Raw genomic sequence first — 26,614 nt, 5'->3', positions numbered from 1 at the left:
CGTTTCCCTCGTTTTCATGCCTGCGCCCGCACGGCGACGTGCAGCGTATCGGTTCCGGGCGGCACGGCAAGTCCCGCGAGCGGCACCAGCATGCGCCGCTCGGGCAGCGCGCTCACCGGCTGCTGCCAGAGCACGCGTGCGCCCGCCCTGACTTCGAGCACGCCATCTACCGCGCGCGTCACGCGGACCTGCAGCGCGTCCAGCCCCGCGTCGCCCAGGGGCATGGCGAGCCGTTGCGGCATCGCCAGCTTGATATTGTCGCCGCGCTCGACCCGCACCGTTGCGCCCGTGGGCACAGCAGCACGACTGCCCTGCAGATCGCCGGCAATCGTCGCACCGATGCGCCGCCCCTCGCGGAACGACCAGCCGGCCGTTTCCACGGGCCGCAGCAGGTTGCCCGCCGCAAAGAACGCCGGGTCCGAGCAGCGGCCGTACTGATCGACGACCGGGCCGCCTGTGCCGCTGTCGAGCAGCAGATGGCTGGCGCGCACGAGCGTCGACTCCGGGACGAATTGTCCGGTGAACAGAATGCCGTCGCAATCGACCGTGCGCAGCGCGCCGTCCGATTCGCGCAGCCGCGCCCCTTCCACACGGCTCGCGCCCACGATCTCCTCGAGTCGCGTGCCGTACCACACGGGCACGCGACACAGTCTCGGCAAGGCCATGAAGAGACGCCGCGTTGTCGGGCGCGCGGCGACCTCGACCATCCCGACGGGTCGGATGCCCGCCTTCAGGCACGTGAGCACAGCGGAAATCGCCACCAGCTCCGTGCCGACGATGAGGGGCCGCCGGAACGGCATCAGGTGGCGCTGATAGACGAACGACTGCAGCGCACCCGTATTGAGAACGCCGATCGGACGGTCGCCGGAGACGAGCCGCGCCGAGCGCGGCGACTCGCGCACGCCCGTCGCGAGCAGCACGCGCGCAGCAGAGAGCTGCGCCGTGCCGGACGCATCGGCAATGTGCACCGTGCCGCCAGGCGCCAGTTGCGTCACCGTGACGCCGGTGCGGATCTGCACGCCGTGGCGCGCAGCAAGCGCGGCAAGACGCGCGGCATAGGCGGGGCCGCGGTACACGCGCCCGAATTCGCGCATGCCGAATGGCGGATGCCCGCAATGGCGCGGCACGCCGCCGAGCTCGGGCTCCCGTTCGAGCAGCGTGACCGACGCCACGCCGCGCCGGCGCAACTCCACCGCGGCAGCGATACCGGCGGGGCCGCCGCCGACCACGAGCACTTCGCAATCGAGTCGCTCACTCATGGCAGTCTCCGAGGGCGAGCGGCGTCGCCAGCCGCGTGCGCGTCAGCTCGGCCACGCGCGCGCTGCAATAGAAGCCCTGACAGCGGCCCATGCACGCGCGCGTACGCCGCTTCAAACCGCCGATATCGCCGGGTGGAATCACACTGCCGAGCGCGGCCTCGATCTCGCGCTGCGTAACGAGCTCGCAATGGCAGATGATGGCATTGTCGCCCGGCAGTTGCCAGTCGCGCGGCCGGTGTTCGGCGAGATTCGGCATGCGCGGCCAGCTGCGGGGCTCGACCCCGGCGCGTAATTCGCCACCTTCGTAAAGCGCCAGAACGTGCTTCGCGATGCCGAGAGCGGCAGTCAGGCCAGTCGAGCGGATGCCGCCGACCGCCAGGTAGCCGCGCTCCCGCTCGATGCGAATGCGGTATTCCTTGCGCTCGGTCGCGGGGCGCAGCCCCGCGTAGATCGCCGTGACAGGCATGCCTTCGAGCGCCGGCACACGCGCCACGGCGCTCGCAACGAGATGCGTGAGCGTGTCCCGATCGACGCTTGCGCGCGTGCGGTCGTCCTGCTCCTCGGCGGTAGGGCCGACCAGCAGGTTGCCGAACGCGGTACGCGTGATCACGATGCCCTTGGTGCGCTCGGTCGGCACGGGCAGCAGGATGCTGCGAAGGCAGCGCGACGACGCCTTGTCGAACACGACGAATTGCCCCTTGCGCGGCAGGATCGTGAATTCGCTGCTGCCGAGCAGCGCACGCTCGACATGATCCCCGAACAACCCCGCGCAGTTGACGACGAACGCGGCCCGCCAGCAGCCCTGGCTCGTTTCCAGCTCCCAGTTGCCGCCGTTGCGACGCGCGCCGGTCAGCTCCGCGCCGAACAGCGCACGCGCGCCGTGTTCGACAGCCTGGGTCAGATACGCCAGCGGCGCACTCCACGGATCGATCACATGTTCGCGCGGCACCAGCACGCCGCCGCGCACCGCGGGAGACAAGCCGGGCTCGCGCTCCAGCATGGCGGCGCGCTCGATACGTTGCACGTCGGTCACGCCGTTCGCGTGCGCCTGCTCGACGATGGCGTCGAGTCGAGCAAGCTCCTCGTCGCTCCACGCGGCAACCAATGCGCCCGTTTCCAGAACGGGCAAGTTCATGCGCGGCGCGATCTCCAGATACTCCTCGTAGCCCGCCTCCATGCAGGCGAGTTCGAGGCTGCCGGACGGCGCGTCAAAGCCCGTATGGAGAATCGCGCTATTGGCCTTGCTCGCGCCGGACAGCAGATCCGCGCCCTTCTCGATCACGAGCACACGTTCGCCCGCCAACGCAAAACGGCGCGCGACCGCGCAGCCGACGACGCCTGCTCCCACCACCGCCACATCGAATTGCTCGCCTACGCCCGGCCTCATCGCATCACCGATTTATCAAATACAATGACCGAACGTTATACATAAATGCCCGAACAGTCAATATGTGCGGCCTTGACCGCGTAATTCGGTGACTTTTTGCGTCTTTTGCCGATCCATGCTTGACGCGACCGCCCGCCTGACGCACGATTTCGCACCATCTGCGTCGGCTTCGGGCATGCTGCGCGTTCACGTCGCAGCATGACGAGCTTTCCTCCTCGGACCGCCATCGATGAAACCCTCTGTACGACACGCAACCATTCTTGAACTGCTGCGCGAGCACCGCAAAGTCACCGTTGACTTCCTGTCCGAGCGTCTCGGCACCTCGCGCGAAACGATCCGTCGCGACCTCACCGAGCTTTCGCTACGCGGGCAGCTGCGCAAGTACCACGGCGGCGCGACGCTGCTGGACCAGCAGACCGAAGGCGCATTCCGCTCGCGCCTGCTCGATCAGGCCGACGAAAAGCGCGCGGTCGCGCGCTGTGCTGCGGCGCTGTTCGATCGCGACGACACGCTTTTCATCGACACCGGCACCACCACGCTCGCCTTCGCGCAGGAACTGGCGGCACGCCCGGCGATGACCGTTGTCACGAACTCGCTCGCCATCACGCAAACCATGGCGCGCGGCGGCGAAGGCCACCGGGTGTTTTTGATCGGCGGCGAGTATGTCGACGAAGCGTCCGAGAATGTGGGGCGGCTCGCCGTCGAGCAGATTTCGCAGTTCCACGCACGCGACGCCGTCATCACGGTCGGCGCCATCGACGCGAGCGGCGTGATGGACTACGAATTGCGCGAGGCGGAGATCGCGCGCGCCATGATCGCGCAGGCCAGGCGCGTGACGGTCGTGGCCGACGCCACGAAACTCAACCGCACGGCGTTGTTCCAGGTCTGCACGCTCGAGCGCATCGATCGGCTCGTCATTAACGAGCGTCCCGACGCGGCGCTGGCGGAGGCGCTGGCTGCGGCCGGCGTGGACGTGATCGTCGTCGCGCTCGAACGCAAGAACGCCGCCTGACGGCGGCGGCACAAGAACCGATTCGCCGCGGCGCACACGGATGGCGCGCGCGCCGCAGGCCAGAATCAGCCGCGCCAGGTCGCTCCCGCCACATCCGCGGTGCCGGTGACGCGATACAGGCTCGCCTCGCCCGACATGCTCGGTGCGAGCGTGTAATCGAGGCCCGGCGGCACCGCGCAGGTATCGCCCGGCGCGAGCACGATCGAACCGTCCGCCCACGCAAACCGCCAATGGCCGCGCATCGTCATCAGCACGGTATCGCGGCCGGCACGTTGCGGCGCTCCGCCAAGCGAATCGCGGCCCAGCAGTTCGACTTCAAACCCCGGCCGGTCGCGCAACAGACCGGACTCGCCGATAACCTGCGCGGGCGCATGCCTCGCCAGCGCAAGCAGGTCGCGATAGCGCGCCACGTAGTCGCGCACCACGTACGACGTCGGCGGTTCGGGAAAGTCCGCGAGTTCCGCTTCGCTCAGGAGCGGCATTGGCGCCACGCCCGCGGGTAGCGATTCCCCTTTCTTCGTGTCATAGAGGCGCCCGTTGGCGCCTAGCACGAGGCCGTGATGCGCGGCTTCCTCGATCACCTGCGGCGCCCAGATCACGCCTCCGCCCGCGTCGTCGCCGCCCAGCATCGACATGATCATGCCGTAGTCGGTACCCACGTTCTCGAAGCCGCGAAAGATCCCGGTGGGAATGTCGAAGATGTCGCCTTCCTCGAGCACCACTTCGCCCGCGTCGCCCCAGCGGCCCCAGAAGAAACGCCAGCGGCCTTTGAGCACGAAGAACACCTCGGCGGTGCGGTGCGCATGCAGTGAATTGCGGCAGCGCGGCGGCTGCCCCGCCGCGCCGATGTTGAAGCCCGGCGCGATGGCGAGATGAACGTGCTGGTCCGGGCTCTCCGACACGCCGCGCCCGATGATCGTGAAGTTCTCCTTCTGGTTCGAGCCCGGCGTATGAGCATCGATGAACGCCGTTCGGCATGGCACGAGTTCGCCATAGCGGACGGTGCGACGCATCATCTCTTCAAAAGTCACTTTCATTCGTTGTCCTGTTCGTCTTTCCGGCAGGCCTGTGTGGCCCGAACCGTTGTCTCTGCGCGCTGCGCTGCGTCAGTCGATGCGCCTGCCGGTCTTGCGATCGAAGAGGTGGCAGATCGCCGCGGGCACCGACGCGCTAAGCCGGTCGCCGATCTCGGCGCGATAACTCTTGGACGATTTCACCGAAACCAGCGAATGGCCGATGCGAAAGCTCGCCATGGTCGCCTCGCCGAGCAGCTCCATCGAATACACGTCGGCGGTGAGGTTGCCGCCTTCGGCAACGAGCGTGGCGTCCTCCGCGCGAAAGCCCAGCGTGACGTCGCCCGCCACGTGCGCGGGCAAACCGTCGATGTGTATGCCGGGCGCGCTGAACGTGCCGCCGCGGATCTCGCCGTCAACGAGGTTCATCGCCGGCGAGCCAATGAAGCTCGCAACGAAAGTATTGGCCGGGCGGTCGTAGATCTGCGTGGGCGTGCCGACCTGCTGGATCACCCCCTTGTTCATCACGACGACGCGGTCGGCCATCGTCATCGCCTCGATCTGGTCATGCGTCACGTAGATCGTCGTCACCTTCAACTGGTGCTGGAGATTCTTGATCTGCGCGCGCGTGGATACGCGCAGCTTCGCGTCGAGATTCGACAGCGGCTCGTCCATCAGGAATACGCGCGGATGGCGCACGATCGCCCGGCCGAGCGCGACGCGCTGCCGCTGGCCGCCGGAGAGCGCGGCGGGGCGCCGATCGAGCAGTTCGTTGAGCTCGACCATGGCAGCCGCGCTCATAACCATTTCGTGATGGCGTTGCGCCGCGACTTTGCGCACCTTCAACGGAAAGCGGATGTTCTCGTACACGGTCATGTTCGGATACAGGCCGTAGCTCTGGAACACCATCGAGATGTCGCGATCCTTCGGCTCCAGCCGGTTCACGAGTTGATCGTCGAACCAGATTTCGCCCTCGGTGATGTCCTCCAGACCCGCGATCATGCGCATGGTCGTGGTCTTGCCGCAACCGGACGGTCCGAGCAGCACGAGAAACTCCTCGTTCTCGATCGTGAGATCGAAATTGTCGACGCCGACGAAATTGGACCACCGCTTCGAGACGTTCTTGAGACGGATTTGCGCCATGACTTGCCCCTTAACCCTTGACGGCGCCCGCGGTCAGCCCGCTCACGATGCGCCGTTGAAAAAACATCACCAGAATGAAAAGCGGAACCGTCGCCGATACCACCGCCGCCACCGCATACATGACGTTGCCCTCGGTCTGCACCGTGCCGAGAAAGCTTGAAATCTTCGGCACCATCGTCAGGTTGTCCTGGCTCAGCAGCATCGCGGTCACCGCGAAGTCGTTATAGGCGAGCAGGAAAGAGAACAGCCCGGTCGTGACGAGCCCCGGCAGCATCACCGGCATGATGACCATGCGAAACGCCTGGAAGCGCGTGCATCCATCGACCATCGCGCTTTCGTCGAGATCCTTCGGGATGGAGAGAAAAAACGAATGCAGCATCCACAGCGTGAACGGCTGGTTGATGGCCACGAGCACGATGATCGCCGTCGGCAGATGGCCCCAGACGTTGAGCTCGAAGAACGGCAGCAGATAACCGGATACGAGCGTGATCGGCGGCATCGCGCGGAACACCAGCGCGATCATCAGGATCCAGAACGTCGAGCGCGAATTCGAGCGGGCGAGCGCGTAGCCGCCGAGCGTGCCGAACGTGAGCGAAATCGCCACGACGCAGACGGTCACGATCGTCGTGTTGATGGCCTGCTGCCAGAAGTCGCGCACGACCCACGCGCCGTAATAGCCCGCACCGGTGAACGCATGCCCTGTCTGCGCGAGCGTCTTCACGCCCCAGATCGCGTTCCACCAGGTGGTGCGCGAGAAGAAGTCGGCCTCGACCTTGAACGAGCCCCACACCGTCCACACGAACGGAAAGGCCGCGACGAACACCCACAGAACGACGAAACCGGTGGACAGTGCGTTGAGGCCCCAGGGGCGCTTGCGAGTGCTGGTTGACATCCTGGGTCTCCTATTTACGGTTGAAATCGCGCCACGTGCGCACGAGCACCGGCATGAGCAGGATCATCACGCCGATGATCGTGAGCACGGAGGTCGCCGCCGCCGAACCGAACTGCTGATCTGCCTGCCCCTGCAGATCGTGAAACACGTTCCAGCTCAGCGAAGTGGCGTTGGCCTGCGCGCTCATACCGACCACGGGTTCGAACACGCGGAAGTTGTCCATCAACTGCACGAGTGCAATGAAGGTCGCGAGCGACCACAGATGCGGAATCACCACGTAGCGGATGCGCTGCCAGCGGCTCGCGCCGTCGATCATGGTCGCTTCGAGCGTATCGAGCGGCACCGTCTGGAGCCCCGCATAGAACACGATGAAAGAGAACGGCGCATTGGTCCATACGCCGTAGGTGAGCAGCGCGAGCCACGTGAGCGGCGCGGACGAACTCAGCGCCAGTTGCGGATCGCCGGTGATGGCCTGCAGCGTCGCCCCCAGAATGCCGAGCGGATTGATCATCCAGTAGAGGATCAGCGCGCCAATCAGCGGCGTGATGATCATCGGCAGCAGCGAGAAGAAAATCACGAAGCCCTTCGCCTTCGGCCGGATGGTGTTGATCGCGAGCGCGGTGGCGAAACCGAGGAGCATCGCGAGCGGCGTCACGACGAAGGTGTACACGAGCGTAAACGACAGCGCCTTGTAGAACGGCAGCGCATAGAGGCGGTTGAAGAAGGTGCCCGCTCCATCGCTTGTGTGAAGCGCCGCGCGGATGTCCGCGACCGCGAGATGATTGCGGTCGAGATACGTGCCGAAGCCGTTGAAGTGACCAAGAGGTTGTGCCGCGCGGCGCTTCTCGGTCGCCTCGGAATCGACGCGCACACCGGTCGTGCAGCCGCTGTACGGCGTGCAAAATTGCGACTTGAGCAGCACCTGTTCGTGCTGGGTGTAGAACGACTGGACCGCGACCGACACGATTGGCAGTGCGATGAATATGAGCATGGCCGCCAGCGATGGCAGCATGAAGGCAAAGAAAGCCCGGCGTGGCACGGCACGTCTCCTTAAGAACCGACCCAAATTATCTGGCGCGACATCCGACGCGCCGTTCAGCGCAGAAACCCGCTCGCGCGTGCCGATGCGATGTAGGCGGACTCGACATTCGCGAGCGCCGTCGCGGCGTCCTCGCGGCCGAGCAGAAACTGCGGCAGTTCGCTGCCGAGCGCCGCATGCAGCAGATCCATGTAAGGCACCATCGGATAGGGCTGCGCGCGCAAATGCGCCGTCGCGAGCACGCCGGCCGAGCCGAGGCCGGGGCGATAGCCGTCGGCGAGCCAGGTGGCGTCGTCGGGATGCGCGCGTGCGACCTCCGTGCGAATGCCGTGCAGCAGCGCGAGAAACGAGGCTTTCGCATCTTCGTCGGACACGTTGCGCGCAATCACGAAGCCGTCCCACCAGAGCGCGGCCGCAGGCGTGCTGCCGCCGTCGACGGTCGGTGCGGCCGCCAGCACGGTGTTGGCCGCGATTTCAGGCGCGGCGCCGTGCCGGTCGATCACCGTATCGGCCACCGAGCCCCACTGGTTCATCATCGCGACCTTGCCGGACATATAGACCTTGTTCATTTCGTCCGCGCTGTAGGTCGTGTAGTCGGGCGCCATGTAGGCGGCGAGCGCCTTCATCATGTTCAGCGCCGCAATGCCCCGGCTGTTGTCGATCGAAGGCTCGGCCGTACCTGGCTTGAAGAACGCGCCGCCATAGCCGAGATACATGTTCACGAACTCGGCGGCAACGTACCAGCCCGCCTGATCGGTTGCGGCAAGCGGATACTGCATCAGCCCCTTCTCGCGAATGATCTTCGCCGCCGCGAGAATGCCCTCGTAAGTGGTCGGCGGCGCGATGCCCGCGCGCCGCAGGATGTCCGCGCGGTAGAACAGATGCTGCGCGTTGATATCGACCGCGATCGCCATCACGTGGCCGTCGACCGTCACGAGCTGCTCGGGCCGCAGGTCCGCGCCGTACTTCGCGACGAGGTCGTCGAGCGGGCGGATGAGGCCCTTGTCCATCAACGGAAACAGCGAGTTGTTGGCGACGAACACCGCCGAATAAGCCGCCGGGCTGATCTGCAACGCCGGGACCTGCAGACTGTCGTGCTGCGTGGTTTCGTTCGCCGTCACGCTGACGGTGTTCGAAGCGCAGGTCTGCGCCGCGTCGATGATGATGCGCAGCGCCGCGAAGTCGTTCGCGAGAATGCGCACCGAGCCCGCCGGAATATCGCAGGCCGCGCGCGCGCTCTGGGGAATGGCGAGTGCCGCCGCAAGGGCCGCGGCGCCCGCCACGGATAGGACCTTCTTCATGGATGTCTCCGCTGCCGGCGGCGGCGCGGCCGTGTGTCCCGGCCCTGCCCGCCGCTGCGTTACCGAACCGGCGCCGCGCATGTCGAGGCCGCATCGCCCGCCCGCGCGCGCCGATACCCGGCACGCCGACGTCTTATTTGTTGATCTGCATGAGGACGCCGAACTCGTTGAACATCGTCCACTCCTTGGTGACCTTGCCGTCCTCGATCACCCAGTGCGTGATGCCCCAGAGATTGATTTCGCGCCCCGTCGGCGCGCCGTAGCGGCCGTTGCCGCGGTGCGTGCCGAGCATGCTCCAGCGGATCGCGACGAGATAGCCCTCGCGTGCGTTGCCCATCCAGTAGAGATCGTCGATCGCGTAGAGCATGTCGGGGAACATCGCGAGCATCGACAGGATGAACGATTGCAACTGCCCCTGACCGTGGAAATTGCGTCCCGCCGTCACCTGCACGAGCACCGAGGGGTGATAGACGCGATCGATCGCGCTCAGGTTGCGGCGGTTCCAGATCGTATGCAGCGCGGCCCGCACGAATTCTTCCGGGTTCTCGCCGATATGCGCGGGCAGCGGCACGCGCGGCGGCTTCGACTGACCGCTCATGCGCTTGGGCTCGCTGCCGAGAAAGTCCCGCGGCAACTGCGAGCCGGCGTCGGACTGCGCAAGCTTGCGCGCCGTTTCGACCACGTCGTAGCCGAGTTGCTGGACCACCGACGCCGTGTCGTACACCACGTGCTCGTGAAAGATCTCGTTGTCCCGTGCGACGCAGTTCGCGAGGCACCAGAACTGCACGCGACGGCCGGTCGGCTCGCCGTAGCGCGTATAGCCGGTGTTCGTGCCCACGATGCGCGTGCGATGCGACGTGTGGAAGCCGACCGTGTCGTCGCCGGCCCAGATCACTTCGTCCGCGACGATGCGGATGTCCGGGAACGCGTTGTTCAGCGAAATGGTGTCCGCGACGATCTTGTCGCGGCCGAACTGCAGCGCGAGGTCGTCCCACACGGCGCAATCGTGGCTATAGGTGTCGTAGATATAGCCGATGTCCTTCTCTTCCCAGATCTGATGCGTGATCCGGACGATGTAGTCGACGATGTTGACGTAGGTCGGCTCGAACCCGTGCATCGACTGCGCGACGGCATGCCTCGGCGCCTGGCCGAGGAATGCATCGGTGCCCCCGCGACGGTAGGCATCAAGTGAAATCGAAAAATCCTTCGGCATGTGCTGCGACGAAAGCGCCTTGAATTTCGAGCGCGCCTCGTCCTTGTGCGCGTGCGCTGCCGCGTCCGGTTTCGGCTGCGCCGACACCACCGGACGGGGCGCCTCCTCGACGGCCGCCGGCTTTGCCGCACCCTTGGCGGCCTGTTCGTTCTTCACTGTCTGTTCGCTCATCATCTCGCATCCTGTCTCTTCATGAAAGCGCCTGGCCAAGCGCGGCTCGATCCACTTTTCGCCGGTCGTGCCGGCGAGGTCCCACGCCTCGTAGCGAGGCGTCGTCCGTCGCGAAACTATAACCAGCCGATTTCCGTATAGTCAAGCAAAATGCCCGATCGGTCAACAAGAACAAAATTAATCAAGAAAATGATCACTGGAGCCGAGCACAGATCGATCGCAATTTCCACGCACTATCCCGAATCTACGGGCACCGAAGCGCTTACGACCTGTCTCCTGCCCCCCTCCTGGAGTCGGATCGATATACACATATTTTGTGTTTTCAGTCATAATTTTATTCCGTTCGGTCTTTTACGATCGGACCCGACGCGTCCCGCAGGGCCTGCGGACCGCCTCTGCGCCGTTTCTCCCTTTCACCTTCGGAGCCTCAATGGAATTCGCGCTGTTCCTTACCCGCAACGACAAGACCGTCGCCGACTGCCTCGACCTGTTCCCGCAATTCCAGAGCCTCGGCCTGCGCCACTTCGGCTTCAAGGACGTCGGCGTCGAGCACGCGACGTTGCAGGGACTTGCCGATGCGATCGATGCGGCGGGCGGCTTGTCGTACATGGAAATCGTGTCGGCGTCGAAGGACGACTGCCTGCGCTCGGCGGAACTCGCTGCGCAACTCGGCGTGAAGCGCCTGCTCGGCGGCACGCACGTGGAAGAGATTCAGGCCGTTCTGGCCGGCACCGCGACGCAATACTTTCCTGCCGCGGGCAAACCGCTCGGCCATCCGGTACGCCTCGAAGGCTCGGTGCAGCAGATCGTGGACGACTGCAAGCGCTTCATGGACCTGGGCTGCGCCGGTGTCGATCTGCTCGCGTATCGCGCGACCGGCGCCGACCCGCTGGAACTCGTCGCTGCGGCGCGAGACGTGATCGTCCCCGGCGGCCTGATCGTATCGGGCTCAATCGGTACACTGGAGCGCATTCGCGCAATCCGCGCGGCAGGCGCCGATCTTTTCACGGTCGGCAATGCAGTGCTCGATTGCACCTACGTGCCGGGCGAGACCTCCGCCGTCGAGCAGGCTCGGGCAATGCTGCGCGACAGTCGCGCCTCTTGATGCAATGCGGTTCGCGGCGCGAACGCGTGCCTCGAACCGCATCGACGTCAGGACCGCAATCGTCGAACGCCGTGCGATCGCCGCCCGCATGCGGGCGGCTTGAACGCCCTACCGGGCTCAGGGCGTGACGGGCACCGCGCTCGCATACGGCACGTCGCGATGGCCATAGCGGCGTACGCGGATGTTCGCCTGCTCGCCGTGCGCAATCATGCCTTCTATCGCGCACAGTCTTGAGCAGTACGAACCGATCAGTGCGCTTGCTTCGTCGGTCAGCACCTTCTGGTAAGTACAGGTCTTGATGAATTTTCCGACCCAAAGGCCGCCGGTATAGCGCGCCGCCTTGCCGGTGGGCAGCGTATGGTTCGTGCCGATCACCTTGTCGCCGAACGCAACGTTGGTGCGTGCGCCAAGGAACAATGCGCCGTAGTTCTTCATGTTGGCGAGGAAGTAGTCGGGATCGCGCGTCATCACCTGTACGTGCTCCGAAGCAATACGATCGGCCTCCTGCACCATCTCGTCGATCGTATCCGTGACGATCACGGCGCCAAAATCGCGCCACGATACGCCCGCGGTATTCGCAGTCGGCAGGATCGCCAGAAGCCGTTCGACCTCGGCGATGGTGTCCTGCGCAAGCTGCATCGAATTGGTGAGCAGGATCGCGGGCGTATTGAAGCCGTGCTCCGCCTGCCCGAGCAGATCGGTTGCGCACAGTTCGGCATCGACGCTGTCGTCGGCGATCACCAGTGTTTCGGACGGTCCCGCGATCAGGTCGATGCCGATGCGGCCGAACAACTGCCGCTTGGCCTCGGCGACGAACGCGTTGCCCGGTCCGACGACCATCGACACCGGATCGATCGTCTGCGTGCCGAGCGCCATGGCGGCGATCGCCTGCACGCCTCCGAACGTATAGATCTCGTCCGCGCCGCCCAGATGCATCGCTGCGACGACGGCCGGATTCGGCCTGCCCTGTACCGGCGGCGACGCCGTGACGATGCGCGGCACGCCCGCGACCTTCGCAGTCACGACGCCCATGTGCGCCGAGGCGACGAGCGGGAATTTCCCGCCCGGCACATAGCACGCCACGCTATCGACCGGCATGTTCTTGTGACCGAGCACGACGCCGGGCAGCGTCTCCACCTCGACGTCGCGAATCGCCTCGCGCTGGACCTGTGCGAAATTGCGCACCTGTGCCTGCGCGAATTTGATGTCGTCGAGCTGGCCCGGCGAGAGCGCACGCACGCATGCCGCGATCTCGTCTTGCGACAGGCGAAAACTTGCGGGCGACCAGTTATCAAATTTGCGGGAAAGCTCGGCGACAGCCGCGTCGCCGCGCGCGGCGACGTCGGCGAGAATATTCGTGACGGTGTCGCGTACTTTCGCGGCGTCCTGCGAACTGTCTTCGGGACTGCGCCCGCGCTTGAGGTACTGGATTGCCATGCTGATGGTCCTTTCGGAAAGTGACGGTGATGGGCTCGCATTCGCGATTTCGAAGCGGTCGTTGCACCCGGGTTCCGAGCCTAATGCAAATCCCACTGCAAAAGTTACGCAAACACTACCCACTTTCCCTGAGCGCCCCATGCCGGCAAAGCGCTTCTATAATGAGCTTTTCGCGTTCCAGACACGCTTATGCAAACCCGCGCAAAAAATCAGGTTCGCGCGCCGAAAGCCCGTCTCGAGGACATCGCGCAACGCCTCGGCGTCTCGGTCTCGACCGTGTCGCGCTCGCTCGCGGGCCAGCCTTCGATCAGCAGCGAAACACGCCAGGCGGTGCTCGCCGTGGCGTCCGAGCTTGGCTATCGCGTCCCTGCCCAGGGGCCGCGCACGCGAAAGTCCGAAACGAAACTAATCGGCGTCGTGGTCGGCGCGCTGCACAACCGTTTCATGACCGTGCTGCTCACCCACCTTCACGACGCGCTGCAGGAGTTCGGCTACCACATCACGCTTTTCATCGATCCGATGAACGATCCACACAACCTGCTGGCCTTCCGGCCGCTCATCGACGGCTATCTGGACGGACTGATCTTTGCCACCGCAACGCTCGATTCGCCGATCGTCGGCGAGATGCAGCGGCGCGGCATTCCGCTCGTGCTCGTGGTCCGGTCGGTCGACGATGTGGCGGTGGACACGGTGGAGATCGACAACGTTCACGCGGGCGCCGTTGCCGTGGAGCATCTTGTTAAACTAGGACACCGAAGCATTGGCTTCGTGCTGGGGCCGCCGAACACCTCGACGAGCCGGGACCGCGCGAAAGGCGCACTCGCGCAACTGCGCGAGATGGGCTTGCCTGCCGATGTGGCAACGATCGTCTGGGGCGACTACACGACGGAAGCGGGATATTCGAGTGCCCTAACGATGCTCGGCGAAGCCGCGCGCATCAGTGCAATCGTCGCGGGCAACGACACGATTGCGCTCGGCGTGCTGGAAGCCGCCACGCGGCGCGGCATCGACGTGCCGGGCGAACTTTCGGTGATCGGCTTTGACGACATGCCGCTCGCGGGCTCGCCGCTGATCGGCCTCACCTCGATCCGCCAGCCCGTGGAAGCAATGGCGCGCACGGCGGCGCGCCGCCTGGTCGAGCGCATTCAGGCGGGCGGCATGAAGGCTCCGGTGCATGACGTGCTGCCGATCCAACTGGTATGCCGCGCCACGACGGCGGCGTTACGCGAGGCGTAGTGCATCGACTTTTCTGCGAGGGTGCATCCACGAGCAGCCGATCGAGTTTTGAAAGATGGCGGCAGCACCTGCTCGAACTCAGTTAGCAGTGCGCTATTTCTGCCCATAGCGCGAAACGGGTTCACGCACACCGAGCGCTTCGGCCATTAACACCAGATCGGCAAGCGAATCGGCTGCCATTTTTTTCATCAGATTACCGCGATGGATCTTGACGGTAATTTCGCTGAGTTCGAGGCGACCAGCTATCTGCTTGTTCATCAGCCCCGCCGACACGAGTCCGAGTACATCGCGTTCGCGCGGCGTCAGACTGTCGAAGCGCGCGCGCAGCAGCGCCTTTTCACGTGAGATGATGCGTTGCTCACGACCTCGGGCAATCGCCTCATCAATCGCAGCCAGCATTGCCTCTTCAGCGAATGGCTTCGACAGGAACGTGATGGCTCCCGCTCGCATACCGCGCACGGTCATGGGAATGTCGCCGTGACCACTCATCAGAATCACGGGTAACGCCGCCTCGCTCCCGGCCAACTCCTGCTGGAAATCGAGGCCGTTAAAGCCACGCAGCCGCACGTCGAGGATCAGGCATGCCGCCGAATCAGCCTCGTCGCATTCAAGGAATTCATCGGGATTACTGAACGTCCGGACTCGATGGCCGTTTGATCGCAGCAGCGTGTCGAGTGACTCACGAACATCTGCATCGTCATCGACGACGCAGATCAGATCGCCGGCAGACAGGGAGCGGGGTTCGTTCATTGTGGATCTCATTGGGCAGGGTCATGTTGCTGTCGGGCGGGCATGAGCGGCCAGCACGCCAGCGCCGGTTCAGGCGCCCAGCAGGGCCTCGACTTCAGCCAGCAGCCATTCAGGATCCGCCGGTTTTGAGACAAAGCGTGCGACACCCAGCCCCCGCGCCCTCTCACGCGCCTCTGGTGTCGGGTAGGCGGTCATGAGTATGACCGGCACATTGCAGCCCAGTCGCGTCAGTTCACGCTGCAGGTCGAGTCCGTCCATGCCTTGCATGTGCAGATCCGTGATGACACATTGCATCGCTGACAACTCGGACGATGCAAGCAGAGATTCGGCTGCGTCGAAACTCCGGATAGCGATCCCCGCCGACCGAAACAACATACCAATGCTGTCCCGCACCTCTGCATCGTCATCGACGATGCCAATCAAAGAGTCGCTGCAACCCACGATATCGTCCTCATTGCGGCGGATCCGCGATTCCAGGATGCCGATGTTAGCGCGGCGCATTTCAACGCGGCAATCATATCAAGGTTTGATTTCGGCCTCGGGGCGCCTGGTCGTTGCCTACGGCGGGCAACGTGAATATCACCTGAGCACCCGGCTCGCTCCCGTTGTTCGAGGCCCCAATCTGGCCTCCCTGCGCTTCAATGATAGAACGGCAAATGGACAGGCCCATCCCCATTCCCTCCACCCTGGTCGTAAAGAAAGGCTCGAAGGCATGCGCCGCGCCATCAGGAAATCCGGGGCCGGAATCCCGCACCACGAGTTGTATCATCCCATCGGCCTGATGCGTCGCGCGGATCTGGATCGTTCGTTCACGGTCGGTCGGTTCGCGCATCGCCTGGATGCTGTTCATCACGAGGTTCACCAGCACCTGCTGAACCTGCACGCGATCGGCATAGACCTTCGGCAACTCACCCTCGATGGTGTGCATTAACGTGATGCCGGCGCCTCGCGCTTCGCGCTGGACCAGCTCCATCGCGTCATTGGCGAGGTCGGTGACGTCAAGAGCCTCGACCTGGGGAGCCTCCTTGCGTGCAAGCGCCCGGACACGCCCGATCACATCGGCCGCGCGGGTGCCGTTTGACGTGATTTTTTCGAAACAACGCTGGACTTCGTCCAGGTCCGGGTCGGCGCGCCCGAGCCAGCGCTGCCCCGATTTCGCGTAGTTGACGATCGCGGTCAGGGGCTGATTGACTTCGTGCGCAATCGACGCCGACAGCAGGCCGAGCATTGACACCCGCGCCGCGTGCGCAAGCTCAGCCGAAGCCTGTTCAATCCGCGCGCGCGCTTCGTTGCGCTCCGTTACGTCGAATGCCATCACGAGCACATGTGAGCCGCGCTCGCCCTCGGGCAACCGCGTCACTCGCAGAACGATGTCCGCAACGCGGCCGCTCGGCGTCAAGATCCGGGTCTCGCTCTCCGCCATATGAGCCCCGCGCGTGAGTGCTGCGAGGATGCGCGCGAACCCGGCTCGCGCCTCGGGTAGATGTGCCCGGCACGGGTTCGAGCCAATCAGCTTCTCGACCGTACCCGTCTCGAACAGATCGACCGCCGCCTGGTTGCCGTTGCGAACCACTGCGCCAGCGATCGCACGCTCCACGATGTCCGGACGGCCAGCCAGCCACACGTCGATGGGCAAATGAGGCGGCAAGCCATCGGCAGCAATCTGCAATGTCGTGGACCAGTCGGACTCCCAGGCGGCAAAGCCGGCAAGATCGAACAGGGTCCGGTAGCGCTGCTCAGACACACGTCGCTCGAGATCAGCACGTCGCAGTTCGGTCAGATCCGCACTCGACTCGATCACACCGATCGGGCGACCCGTCGGGTCCCGGCGCGCGAGCCAGCGACTCGCCAGCACGATCCGCGTGCCGTCGCGACGGGTTCGGACGATTTCTCCCGACCATTGGCCGTCGGCGTGCAGCGTCGATCTCACCTCGGCTGACGGGAATGCACACATGAGCAGATCGCTGCAAACACGGCCCACTGCTTCCTCACGTGTCCAGCCATAGAGCTTTTGCGCGCCATCGTTCCAGTAGAGGATCACGTCGTCCGGGTCGCGAATGATGACCGTATCGTGCGTCAACTCAAGGATTCGGGCCTGTTCACCAAGCGTAGTCCGGATAAAACGGTCACGCAGCGAGAGCAGCGTCGTAATTGCGATCGCCGCAAGGCCGACGCTGTATCGCAGCAACGCACTACCCGCCCCCCCGTCCAGACGCCCCATGACAAACGACTGTGTCGCAAGCGCAGCAGTCACTGCGCCTGCCACGAGCACGTAGCGCCGGCCAAACGGCGCGACAAGCAATATCACCGCGAGATATAGCACCGGGATTGCGCCGTCGAACGGCGCCAGCGTATCCCATGCGCAGATCGCGAGTTCGATGCCGGCCACAATCGCCAATGCGAGACCCGCCGAGGCCCCGATCACTATTCTTCTGCCAATCATAAAAGACGTGTCCGGTCAGTCAGTGCGTTACGGGAAGGTCGATCTCACATCGACGTGAACGATTGTAGCGACTACAAAACGCGTCGTGCTGCCCCCCCCTACTTTGGTATGAGGCGCGTCGGCGCCCCTCCCCGAACTTGCCGGCTTCTCCTTTCCAGTCAGGGACATGGAGTGCCTCCCGGATCCCACGAAAGTCTCTCTCATACCTAGGCATGAATTTCCGGAAGCCTCCGGGGCGGGTAACTTTGCATCCATCGCAGCACCGGACACCAGGCAACAGGATACGGTTCCGCGACGCGATCAGAGCATCGAACCGTGTACCCAACCTTTCAGATCGTCTCATTACCGTTCAGGAGCCAGCATCATGAAACACCTCGCCAAACTCGCCACTACTCTCGCAGGAGCCACCATCATGAGCCAGGCAGCAATCGCACAAGACGTCGCCACCGATCCCCACCTCGACCCGCAGGTGCGCTCGTTTCTCGTCGACATCAACAAAGACAGCAGCGAATTCTGGAAACTGCCGCAACCGCAACCGCAGGATATCCTGACCGGTCTGCAGAACAAGACACCTGTCGACCTGTCGGGCGTCACGACCACCGAACACACGATGAGCGCCGACGGCCATTCGTTCAAGGTCTATGTCATGAAGCCCGACCACGTGCAGGGCAAGCCCGGCGTGCTGCTGTTCATTCACGGAGGTGTGTGGATCGTCGGCAATTTCGCGAATCACCAGCGGCTGCTGCGTGACCTCGTGGTCAAGTCAGGGCAGATCGGTGTGTTCGTCGACTACACGCCGCTGCCGGAGGCGAAATTCCCCACCCAGCTTGACCAGTCGTACGCGACACTTCAGTGGATCTCGGAGCACGCCGCCGATTTCGGTGCCGACGGTAGCCGGATCGCGGTCGCAGGCAATTCGGTAGGCGGCGACATGGCCGCGGCGCTCGCACTGATGGCAAAGGATCGCCAGGGCCCGAAGATCAGCTACCAGGCACTGCTGATTCCGGCCACCGACGCGAGCGTCGATACGGACTCCTATCATCAGTATGGTACGGATCGCTTCCTCTCCCGCTCGTTCATGCAGTACGGCTGGGATTTGTACGCGCCCGACGCGAAGACGCGTGACAACCCATATGTCTCGCCGCTGCGCGCCAGCGCCGACGAACTGAAGGGTCTCCCGCCGGCACTCGTCGTGACGGCCGAGAACGACCCGCTGCGCGACGAAGGCGAAGCGTACGCCCGAAAGCTGAAGGAGTCCGGCAACGTGGTGGCCGCGGTCCGCTACAACGGGACGATTCACGACTTCGTGCTGCTCAACGCATTGCGTCATGTCCCCTCAACGGAGGCCGCGCTCCAACAGATCAGCGACGGGATCCGCGCGCATATCGGTCAGTAGGAGTCGGAAAGAACGACCCGGTGCAACCTTGATGCCCCGGGTCGCTTGCACCATCAGGCAGTTGTCGTTTCGCAGATTGGCCGGGACGGCTCTGACGATATTTAGAGTTACCGCCAAACGCAGGAAGTCAACGGACTCTGATAGCAATTCGGGGAACAGGATATGGGCTAAGGAGCCCGCCCATAAAGGGTTTCGAGGACGCGGATAGAACGCCCCGGAACTTGAAGGAATAACAAATGGTGGACCGGGTCGGGTTCACATGCCAGCCGCTGAGGCCCGCCCCGCAAGGAATTCCCGATTCGATGATGTTTGGCTACCCCTAGATCTACCCCCTGCGGACGGCGGAACAGAATGGACCGAGAGACCCGCGAAAAAATACCGCCCGCTCCTCTCCCGCGCCCCTGGTGGCCTCGTCCCGATGTCTCAATTTCGCAACGACCAAATGACACTACGCCGTTACCGGTGGTTCCGCGCGGCCGGCGCGCCGACCGTCGCTTAGTTCGGTGCTTCTGCGCTCGCTACAGCTTTGTCTTCCGTCTTTGCCGGCGCTTTCCTGGACGCAGTCTTCTTCGCAGTCGAATTCCTCGGCTTCGCCGCACGCTTTCCTGTGGGAACGGCCCCGGCCACCGCTGTTCCGGCCATGGCTTTTCTGGTTACGAGTTTTTTCGCAGCCGTCTTCTTCGCTGTGGACTTCCTCGCGGTCGTCGCCTTCGGCGCCGCCTTGCCGTTGCCTTCAATCAGAAATACAGCCCTGTCCTTGGCCTCCGCCAGCCACGCCGGTGCACGGCCTCGTCCGCTCCACGTTGCACCCGTTTCTGGATCGCGATATTTCGGCATCTGCGGCCCGCGGACATAGTTCCCGGGTTTGCTTGCCCTTTCTCCAGCGCTCGCCGGCTGCTGCGCACTGGCATCAATTAAAAATCTGTTTCGGTTCCTGGCGTTGGCAATCCAGGCCGGTGCACGACCGTGACCGGTCCACGTCGCTCCGCTCTTCGGATCAACGTACTTTGCTGCACTATTTCGCTTGCCGGCCGCTTTTACTCCGGCCACTTTCCGGCCGCGTTTTCTCTCACCGAGGTGCGATTCAAGATCGGCCAACGTCAGACCATGCTTTTCCATCAACTCGGCGATCTTGCCAACAGCGGCCAATGACTGCTTCTTAACGATTGCTTCTGCTTCCGCCTGCAGCCGAACAATCTTTGCCTGGATATTTTCTAGCGTAGCCATCACTCCCCCATCGTTGTAGCAATGCCCGAACTATGCCACACCGAGCCACCGGGATGTTAGTGCGGTGGTGAAAGCGTCGGACGTAACACTTGATACCGTCGGATGCTATCCAGTGCGATCCGATCAAAGCCAGTCGATGCCGCTACCTTAAAGGGGTTCAATTATTGCGGACTAGTTCTAAACGCTACCATGATTCATCTCAAGAATGCTGGGATCGATCGTGCCTGGACGGGCTACGATCGCTGATGGCGTATCCGGGGAATCGCTGTTGCCGCGTGATACCGGATTAGATGGACATGCAGTGCTTCCAGATCGGTCGCGCCGGTTCACGTCACGGGCCGTAGACACCTCAGTGCCGACAAGGTCGATGCCACACCCGCTTGCCCGCGCCTGGAAAAATCAGAGCATCGCCGCAATGGAACATCGCAGACCTTCGAGCGACCAGGATATCCGGCGCGGTGCTGAGCGCCGAAATGTGCCAGGGGTGTCTCATATCACGCGTGTTATTAACCCTGAACACGCTGACAAAAGCATCACTCCTGGACCGGCCATTGCCCATTCTTCCCCGAGCGACCTATTCTCCGCGAACGACAATGCTTGTTATGATGCCTTCACGACTTCCGAGAGCACCAGATGGATATTTACGCAATTGGCAGATTCTGCGATCGCTGGATCGAGAAGGCGGACTCCTATCGATCCGGCAACCTGGAGGATCTTTTCGATCGATTCTTCACGCTCTTTGTCGCCTACAACCACCTTTATTCCGCTGCAGCCATCTCGTATCGCGCCAGCCTGGATGAGAGACGAGCCGAGATGCTGCGGGGTGACCGGAGAGAAGCGACCACAATCATGGCTCGACTTATTGGTCAACCTCGATTTACCGCCCAGTGCGGTTCACTGACGGTGCGAAGTATTTCTTCTCGTGGTGGGCCGCCGCTCGCAAGAGTCCGCATCAAGCAAAAATCAATTCATGCTCAAAGCGGCGCAATATCAGCTTCACGCAATCTGCCTCCCATTTACCGCTCGCCAACTCAAACCATTCGCGCACGATCACCTGAGAGCTATTCGCCGCTCGATCTTTGCCGGCTGTCTTCTGTGCCTTCCCACGACCTGTAGCTGTAGCGAGTATCTCGCGTGCCTCGTCGCGCCGAGCACAGACATCTTTGAGAGAGCCGTCGGAGTAAGCTCCGAACGAAATGAGCTTCTTTTCCTCAACAAAGCGATACTCCGGCCGCCACCAGCACGAGCCGTTCGGGTTCAGCAGCGAGCGGGCACTGCGGGACAATCCCAACAAGCTCAACGAGGGATTCTCAGACCCATGATTTCGCGAGCCTCGGCAGGCGTCGCGATCGACATCCCGATATTCTCAACGATGCTGCACGCACGCTCAACCAGTTGGCCATTTGTGGCAAACACCCCACGGCTTAGGTACAAGTTGTCTTCCAGTCCCACCCGAATATTCCCACCCAACAATGCGGCCTGCGCAACCATCGGCATTTGATACCGAGCAATACCGAACGCGGCCCATTGGGCGTTTTGGGGAATCAAACCACGCTGATAAATCAGCGTCTCAGGCGTCGCGGGAGCCCCCCACAGCACACCGAGAACCATTTGGAACAACGGCACGCCGTCAATCAGTCCATCGGCGATCAGTGAGTTACCGAAGAGGATGTCGCCCGCACTGAAAACTTCCAGCTCCGGCTTGACGCCCAGATCCTGGAAGCGCTTTGCCATCGCGCGCAGCGTACGCGTAGTATTAAGGTAGACATTCGAGCTTACCCTCCACCTGGTCAACTGCGGTATTGCCGAACGTGCGGCACGCGGATACATCGGCTGCTTTCTGATGCCGCAAAACTACGGCCCCCGGACGTCGAGCCCCCATTCGGGGCCACTCGATTTCTGCATAGGAGCTACGCGGTTCGTGACCAGACACTATCGAGCGTCTCGTACCGAGATGAACCTGAATGCCTTGGCACACGATTTCAAGCGGGAGATCGAAATCGCCGGAACGAAACCCTCGGTCACAGCGATGAGGACTTAAGCCCTGCTGGTGCGGCGCGAAGAAGTACACCATTCTCGTATGGCTGATGGACAGCTTGTTCTCAGCCTGGACATAAGGATTGCTTCCACACGGCCTCCTCCGTCGAGTGCGGCCGACCGCCTCAGGGTAACTCGCGACCTTCCGACAATCGCCGATCGTTCCTCATGGTCAGTGGAGCGAGGATTCACCTTTCAGGAGAAAAGATCTGCACGCGCGTATGAGAAAAAGCGGATCATCATGCAGAAAGCCCCCCCTCCGCTCGCAACCAGTCGACAAAATCCCGCATATGCGCCGGCTTGTCTGCATCGAGTGGCACTAACGCATAGTAGGTAGCTCCCCTGGAGGTCATATCGGGAAACGGCTTCTGCAGGCGTTGCGCGACACAATCGACTTCGAGCGTCGGAAATGGTCCGATACCGAAACCCAGACCATCTGCGATCGCCTGCAAAGTCACAAAGAAGTGATCGAATCGTAACGTGCGACTCGCTCTAAGCGCGGGTCGGCCCACCGCTTCCGTCCATTCTTCCCAATCCCTCGGACGCGTTTCCGTGGTAAGCCATGTTTGCTCAGCAAGCTGCTCAATCGTCGCCATCCCTGTCCGAGCAATCAACGCCGGGCTCGCGATCACCGTGTTGCGCTCCTCGAATAGCGGCCATACCTGAAACTGCCCGTCGGCCGGCACCTCCCGGCGAATGGCCAGATCGAAACTGCCACGCAGCGCAGAATCCGTAGACAGCGTCGTGGACACGCGCACATCGACGCCCGGCCGGTTCGCCGTGAACAACGGCAGACGTGGGATCAGCCAGCGCATCGCGACGGTCGCCGCCGCGCTGACCCGAATCACCTTCTGGTGCGGGCTCTTGCCATAACGCTCCGCCCCATCCGCGATATGGTCGAAGGCCGCGCTGATTTCGCGGGCAAACGCGCGCGCATGCCCAGACGCGACCATGCTCTGCCCCTCGCGCACGAACAGCGGTTGGCCCAGCCAGTCTTCAAGATTGGCGATATGGCGGCTCACCGCGCCGTGCGTCAGGTTCAACTCGCGCGCAGCCGCGGAATAACTGCCTGCGCGCGCGGCGACCTCGAACACGCGCAGTGCGTTCAGGGGAGGAAGCTTCGATCGCATGCGTGAGTTTATTTAACGGGTTGTGGAAAATTTTGTCGATTGTGTGAATGAATTAAACATCATACGCTGATCTCGTCCCACTCACGCAACCCAAAGAGGTACACCATGACCCGGCAGATCAACGTCAACTCCCGGACCTATCAATGGCCTTCTGCACCGACGATCGTGGTGTGCATCGACGGCTGCGAACAGGAATACATCAACCAGGCGGTCCTGGCCGGCGTGGCGCCATTTCTGGGTAGCCTGCGCTCGATTGGCACCGTGCTGGCGGGCGACTGTGTCATGCCGTCGTTCACTAACCCGAACAACCTCTCGATCGTCACCGGTGCGCCACCGTCGGTTCATGGCATTTGCGGCAACTTCTTTTTTGACGAAGAGGCCCAGGCTGAAGTACTGATGAACGATGCCAAATACCTGCGCGCCCCTACCATTCTTGCGGAAATGGCACGTGCGGGTGGCCGCGTCGCCGTCGTTACCGCGAAGGACAAGCTGCGCAGTTTGCTCGGCCATCGGCTGGAAGGTATTTGTTTTTCGGCCGAGAAAGCCGATGAGGCGACGCTCCGGCAGCACGGCATCGACAACGTCCTGTCGCGGGTCGGCATGCCCGTGCCGTCGGTGTACAGCGCGGAACTATCGGAATTCGTATTTGCCGCTGGCCTTGCCATTCTGCGGGAAGAGCGCCCGGACCTGATGTACCTGTCCACCACGGACTACGTGCAGCACAAGCACGCGCCAGGTACCGCGGAGGCGAACGCTTTCTACTCGATGATGGACTGCTACCTGCAGCGGATGCACGGCGAGGGCGCCGTGCTGGCGCTCACTGCCGATCACGGCATGAACGCGAAAACCAACGCCATTGGACGCCCCAACATCGTGTTCCTGCAAGACCGGCTCGATGCGCAGTTCGGTGCGCAAAGCACACGCGTCATCCTGCCGATCACCGATCCGTATGTCGTTCATCACGGCGCGCTCGGCTCCTACGCCACGATCTATCTGCACGATGTCGACGACGCACGGCAGCGCGCCGTGATGGCGTTCATTGCGTCGATCAATGGCGTCGAGGAAGTCCTGACCCGCTCGCAGGCGAGCGAGCGATTCGAACTTCCGCCAGACCGGATCGGCAATCTCGTGGTGCTCGGCGAACGACTCACGGCACTCGGCAGCGCCGCCGGGAAACACGACCTGTCCGGGCTCACCGTCCCACTGCGCTCTCACGGCGGCCTCTCTGAACAGAAGGTGCCGCTCATTTTCAACCGAAAACTCAAGGGCGTCGACGACACGCGGCGCCTGCGCAATTTCGACGTCATCGATCTCGCACTCAATCACCTCGCCTGATAGTGGATAAATGGCTAGCGCGGCAAAGACCGCGCGCCATATGGAGACAGCAATGCCCCCGGATACCCCTGAAGCCTTGCAATATGCATCCTTCAACGCGGCCGCTGATTTCGCGCAATACAAGTGGCGTGCCTTGATAGGTGTGACCCTTTGCTATCTTTTCTATTACACCGGCCGGCAGACGCTGGGTTTTGCGGTCGCCGGTATTCAGCACGACTACGGTCTGTCGAAGTACGAGATCGGCTGGATCAGCGCGACGATGCTCTGGTGCTATGCAGGCGGCCAGTTCATCAACGGCAATCTGGGCGACAAGCTAGGCGGCAAGACCATGATGCTCGCCGGAGCAGTTCTCTCGCTGGCGGCAAACTGGTTGTTCAGTTTTGGCCATACATTCGTGTTCTTTTTGCTGGCGTGGGGACTCAACGGCTATTTTCAGTCGATGGGATTCGCCCCGGGCAGCCGCCTGTTGTCCAACTGGTGGGGCCACGAACACCGTGGGTTTGTCTATGGCGTCTATGTGGGCTTCTCGGGTTTTTCGTCGGTACTTGCGTACATTTTCCCGGTAGTCATTCTCGGTGCGATGCAACTCGGCTGGGTCTGGATCTTTCGTCTGGCGCCGCTCTCCATGCTGCTCGGCGCGCTGGTCCTGCTGCTATTCGTCGCCGAGCGGCCCGAGCCACGAGATCTGGGCGCTGTCGATCAAGCGTGCGAAGCAACATCGCCTGCAGAACCAGACGAAGAACTGACGAGCGCGCAGCGTTATGGGCTCGTAATGAGGAACTGGAGGCTTTACGTCACGGGGCTCGCGATCGGCTTTCAAAACGCAGCGCGATACGCACTGGTGGTCTGGGTGCCGGTCCATTTTCTCGGTGTGCATTGGCAGACGTCCTCCACCCTGATCGACCCCAAGTGGGTCACGGTTGCGCTGCCGGTGGGCATGGCGCTCGGCTCGCTGTCAAACAGCTGGATCTCCGATACGTTATTCCAGGGGCGCCGTTATATCGCGATCGTCTGGTATATGGTGCTGGCTTGCACGACAGCGGTCTTTATGACATTTGTGCCTCATGCCAGCATGCTGGCGATCTCACTACTGTTTCTGTGCGGATTCTTTGTCTTTGGGCCCGCATCTTCGTTCTGGGCTCTGTGTCCCGACATTTTCGGAAGACGTGCCGCAGGGACCGCAACGGGGGTGCTCAACACTATGTCGTACATGTTCGCGGGTATCGGGGAGCCGTTAGTCGGCCATATCATCGACAAGACGGGTCATACATCAGTGATCTTTCCGATCGTTGCCACACTTTGCGCTGCGAGCGCAGCGCTTTCGATATTGATCAAGCGCTGAATAGTTAGGTTGACGAATTAATTATGCAACGGACTAGCCAGACGATGAGCCGTCGCAGTTGAGCATCGCCGATGGTCGCTACCAGCCAGGAACACGTTCCTGGCTGGTCAATGCCAATCGTTGATATCTCCGGCGTAAATCGAGCCAGCATCCATGAATATGACGCGATCGGCCACCTTTCTGGCGAATCCCATTTCACTAGTCACAACCATCATCGTCATCCCGTCGCGTGCATGACCGATTGCTCACGTTCCTCGATTCGCTTTGATCAAGGGCCACGACTATGCCGAATGTGAATCGCGCGAGGTCTGGCAAATCGTCGAGCGTGTGTGGACCGAGCGTGAGATTTGCGCGCAATCCGACGATGCCGGCTTTTCGCAGTCGCTCCAGCTCCATACGGGACGAGTCAGCGGATACGACGGCCACTCCTTTCGCCGCACCATTCGCGGCCTTTAAGGTCCGAACCAGCACCCGATTGTCAAATCCGTAAGTCGACGGCTGCACAATCACGAACCGGCTCGCGCCGTTTATCGCCTGTACTGCCTTGTAGTCGGCGAATGTGGTTGTCGGATGAGTGAGCGACGACTGCGACCAGGTCGGGTAGTCGTTGTCGTAGAAATGGATATGAATGTCGCAAACTGGATACGCGACACGTGACTCGTCGGACAAAGCTGAAACTCCTCAGCTAGCAATTAAAAACGATACGCGTGGCAAAGGTCGCGCATGGCGAAGCAGATTGTTCCGCC

Annotated in this window: 23 protein-coding genes and 1 pseudogene; 7 read left to right on the top strand and 17 right to left on the bottom strand. The window is 62.6% G+C overall.

Features of this window, described 5'->3' with window-relative positions:
- Window positions 1–14: 14 nt before the first annotated feature.
- Together U5760_RS14750 and U5760_RS14745 are read right to left on the bottom strand one after the other, a co-directional pair.
- Window positions 15–1,259: an FAD-dependent oxidoreductase gene (locus U5760_RS14750; RefSeq protein WP_322012723.1), complete on the bottom strand. Its 1,245-nt coding sequence runs from the start codon at window positions 1,257–1,259 to the stop codon at window positions 15–17.
- Window positions 1,252–2,646: an NAD(P)/FAD-dependent oxidoreductase gene (locus U5760_RS14745; RefSeq protein WP_322012721.1), complete on the bottom strand. Its 1,395-nt coding sequence runs from the start codon at window positions 2,644–2,646 to the stop codon at window positions 1,252–1,254. Before U5760_RS14745 ends, U5760_RS14750 begins: the two co-directional genes overlap by 8 nt.
- Before the next feature lie 229 nt (window positions 2,647–2,875).
- Here U5760_RS14745 and U5760_RS14740 point away from each other — a divergent pair, with 229 nt between their 5' ends.
- Window positions 2,876–3,658 (top strand): DeoR/GlpR family DNA-binding transcription regulator, encoded by a 783-nt coding sequence (locus tag U5760_RS14740; RefSeq protein ID WP_322012720.1) that lies wholly within the window; start codon window positions 2,876–2,878, stop codon window positions 3,656–3,658.
- A 65-nt stretch (window positions 3,659–3,723) separates the two neighbouring features.
- Here the strand turns inward: U5760_RS14740 and U5760_RS14735 are convergent, their stop codons facing one another.
- The 6 genes from U5760_RS14735 to U5760_RS14710 all read right to left on the bottom strand — a co-directional run bounded on the left by U5760_RS14735 (window position 3,724) and on the right by U5760_RS14710 (window position 10,430).
- Entirely contained in the window at window positions 3,724–4,695 is a 972-nt protein-coding gene (locus tag U5760_RS14735) for a cupin domain-containing protein (RefSeq protein WP_322012718.1), read from the bottom strand.
- A gap of 69 nt (window positions 4,696–4,764) precedes the next feature.
- On the bottom strand, window positions 4,765–5,814 hold the full coding sequence (locus U5760_RS14730; protein WP_322012717.1) for a sn-glycerol-3-phosphate ABC transporter ATP-binding protein UgpC: 1,050 nt from the start codon (window positions 5,812–5,814) through the stop codon (window positions 4,765–4,767).
- 10 nt (window positions 5,815–5,824) lie between these two features.
- A complete protein-coding gene (locus U5760_RS14725) occupies window positions 5,825–6,706 on the bottom strand; it encodes a carbohydrate ABC transporter permease (RefSeq protein ID WP_322012716.1) in 882 nt (293 codons plus the stop codon).
- A 10-nt stretch (window positions 6,707–6,716) separates the two neighbouring features.
- Window positions 6,717–7,745, bottom strand: a complete 1,029-nt coding sequence (locus U5760_RS14720; protein ID WP_322012715.1) for a sugar ABC transporter permease — start codon at window positions 7,743–7,745, stop codon at window positions 6,717–6,719.
- Window positions 7,746–7,801: 56 nt separating this feature from the next.
- The gene (locus tag U5760_RS14715) at window positions 7,802–9,046 is read right to left on the bottom strand and encodes an ABC transporter substrate-binding protein (protein ID WP_322012714.1); all 1,245 of its coding nucleotides are present in this window, start codon (window positions 9,044–9,046) and stop codon (window positions 7,802–7,804) included.
- Between the two features lie 133 nt (window positions 9,047–9,179).
- Window positions 9,180–10,430, bottom strand: a complete 1,251-nt coding sequence (locus U5760_RS14710; RefSeq protein ID WP_322012712.1) for an ester cyclase — start codon at window positions 10,428–10,430, stop codon at window positions 9,180–9,182.
- A 430-nt stretch (window positions 10,431–10,860) separates the two neighbouring features.
- Here U5760_RS14710 and U5760_RS14705 point away from each other — a divergent pair, with 430 nt between their 5' ends.
- Entirely contained in the window at window positions 10,861–11,535 is a 675-nt protein-coding gene (locus U5760_RS14705) for a 4-hydroxythreonine-4-phosphate dehydrogenase (RefSeq protein ID WP_322012711.1), read from the top strand.
- A 117-nt stretch (window positions 11,536–11,652) separates the two neighbouring features.
- On the opposite strand, the gene hisD is transcribed toward U5760_RS14705, so the two are convergent.
- Window positions 11,653–12,972 carry a histidinol dehydrogenase gene (gene hisD, locus U5760_RS14700; RefSeq protein ID WP_322012710.1) on the bottom strand — a complete coding sequence of 440 codons (1,320 nt, stop codon included), beginning with the start codon at window positions 12,970–12,972 and terminating at the stop codon, window positions 11,653–11,655.
- Window positions 12,973–13,161: 189 nt separating this feature from the next.
- Between hisD and U5760_RS14695 the strand changes: the two genes are divergently transcribed.
- On the top strand, window positions 13,162–14,208 hold the full coding sequence (locus tag U5760_RS14695; protein ID WP_322012709.1) for a LacI family DNA-binding transcriptional regulator: 1,047 nt from the start codon (window positions 13,162–13,164) through the stop codon (window positions 14,206–14,208).
- 93 nt (window positions 14,209–14,301) lie between these two features.
- Here U5760_RS14695 and U5760_RS14690 read toward each other — a convergent pair whose 3' ends face one another.
- The 3 genes from U5760_RS14690 to U5760_RS14680 all read right to left on the bottom strand — a co-directional run bounded on the left by U5760_RS14690 (window position 14,302) and on the right by U5760_RS14680 (window position 17,401).
- Window positions 14,302–14,958: a response regulator transcription factor gene (locus U5760_RS14690; protein WP_322012708.1), complete on the bottom strand. Its 657-nt coding sequence runs from the start codon at window positions 14,956–14,958 to the stop codon at window positions 14,302–14,304.
- Between the two features lie 69 nt (window positions 14,959–15,027).
- The gene (locus U5760_RS14685; protein WP_322012707.1) at window positions 15,028–15,459 is read right to left on the bottom strand and encodes a response regulator transcription factor; all 432 of its coding nucleotides are present in this window, start codon (window positions 15,457–15,459) and stop codon (window positions 15,028–15,030) included.
- 13 nt (window positions 15,460–15,472) lie between these two features.
- A complete protein-coding gene (locus U5760_RS14680) occupies window positions 15,473–17,401 on the bottom strand; it encodes an ATP-binding protein (RefSeq protein ID WP_322012706.1) in 1,929 nt (642 codons plus the stop codon).
- Window positions 17,402–17,765: 364 nt separating this feature from the next.
- On the opposite strand from U5760_RS14680, the gene U5760_RS14675 reads away from it, so the two are divergent.
- On the top strand, window positions 17,766–18,797 hold the full coding sequence (locus tag U5760_RS14675; RefSeq protein ID WP_322012705.1) for an alpha/beta hydrolase: 1,032 nt from the start codon (window positions 17,766–17,768) through the stop codon (window positions 18,795–18,797).
- Between the two features lie 495 nt (window positions 18,798–19,292).
- On the opposite strand, the gene U5760_RS14670 is transcribed toward U5760_RS14675, so the two are convergent.
- A complete protein-coding gene (locus tag U5760_RS14670; RefSeq protein ID WP_322012704.1) occupies window positions 19,293–20,024 on the bottom strand; it encodes an H-NS family nucleoid-associated regulatory protein in 732 nt (243 codons plus the stop codon).
- Window positions 20,025–20,657: 633 nt separating this feature from the next.
- On the opposite strand from U5760_RS14670, the gene U5760_RS14665 reads away from it, so the two are divergent.
- Complete coding sequence (locus U5760_RS14665) at window positions 20,658–21,140, top strand: hypothetical protein (RefSeq protein WP_322012703.1); 483 nt, start codon at window positions 20,658–20,660, stop codon at window positions 21,138–21,140.
- A gap of 180 nt (window positions 21,141–21,320) precedes the next feature.
- Here U5760_RS14665 and U5760_RS14660 read toward each other — a convergent pair whose 3' ends face one another.
- Window positions 21,321–21,758, bottom strand: coding sequence for a 3-keto-5-aminohexanoate cleavage protein (locus U5760_RS14660; protein ID WP_322012702.1), 438 nt, complete (start codon window positions 21,756–21,758; stop codon window positions 21,321–21,323).
- A 542-nt stretch (window positions 21,759–22,300) separates the two neighbouring features.
- Window positions 22,301–23,191, bottom strand: a complete 891-nt coding sequence (locus tag U5760_RS14655) for a LysR substrate-binding domain-containing protein (RefSeq protein ID WP_322012701.1) — start codon at window positions 23,189–23,191, stop codon at window positions 22,301–22,303.
- Window positions 23,192–23,296: 105 nt separating this feature from the next.
- Between U5760_RS14655 and phnA the strand changes: the two genes are divergently transcribed.
- Window positions 23,297–24,526 carry a phosphonoacetate hydrolase gene (gene phnA / locus U5760_RS14650; protein WP_322012700.1) on the top strand — a complete coding sequence of 410 codons (1,230 nt, stop codon included), beginning with the start codon at window positions 23,297–23,299 and terminating at the stop codon, window positions 24,524–24,526.
- A 52-nt stretch (window positions 24,527–24,578) separates the two neighbouring features.
- Window positions 24,579–25,868, top strand: coding sequence for an MFS transporter (locus U5760_RS14645; protein ID WP_322012699.1), 1,290 nt, complete (start codon window positions 24,579–24,581; stop codon window positions 25,866–25,868).
- 107 nt (window positions 25,869–25,975) lie between these two features.
- Here U5760_RS14645 and U5760_RS31650 read toward each other — a convergent pair.
- A pseudogene (locus U5760_RS31650) lies at window positions 25,976–26,107 on the bottom strand (amino acid ABC transporter ATP-binding protein); the annotation flags it as partial.
- Window positions 26,067–26,537, bottom strand: coding sequence for an amidohydrolase family protein (locus tag U5760_RS14635; RefSeq protein WP_322012698.1), 471 nt, complete (start codon window positions 26,535–26,537; stop codon window positions 26,067–26,069). The gene U5760_RS14635 and the pseudogene U5760_RS31650, both read right to left, overlap by 41 nt.
- Between the last annotated feature and the right edge of the window lie 77 nt (window positions 26,538–26,614).

This window comes from Paraburkholderia sp. J12, assembly GCF_905220215.1.
In the GTDB taxonomy this organism is placed as follows: domain Bacteria; phylum Pseudomonadota; class Gammaproteobacteria; order Burkholderiales; family Burkholderiaceae; genus Paraburkholderia.
This window is presented reverse-complemented; position numbering and strand designations above follow the sequence as displayed.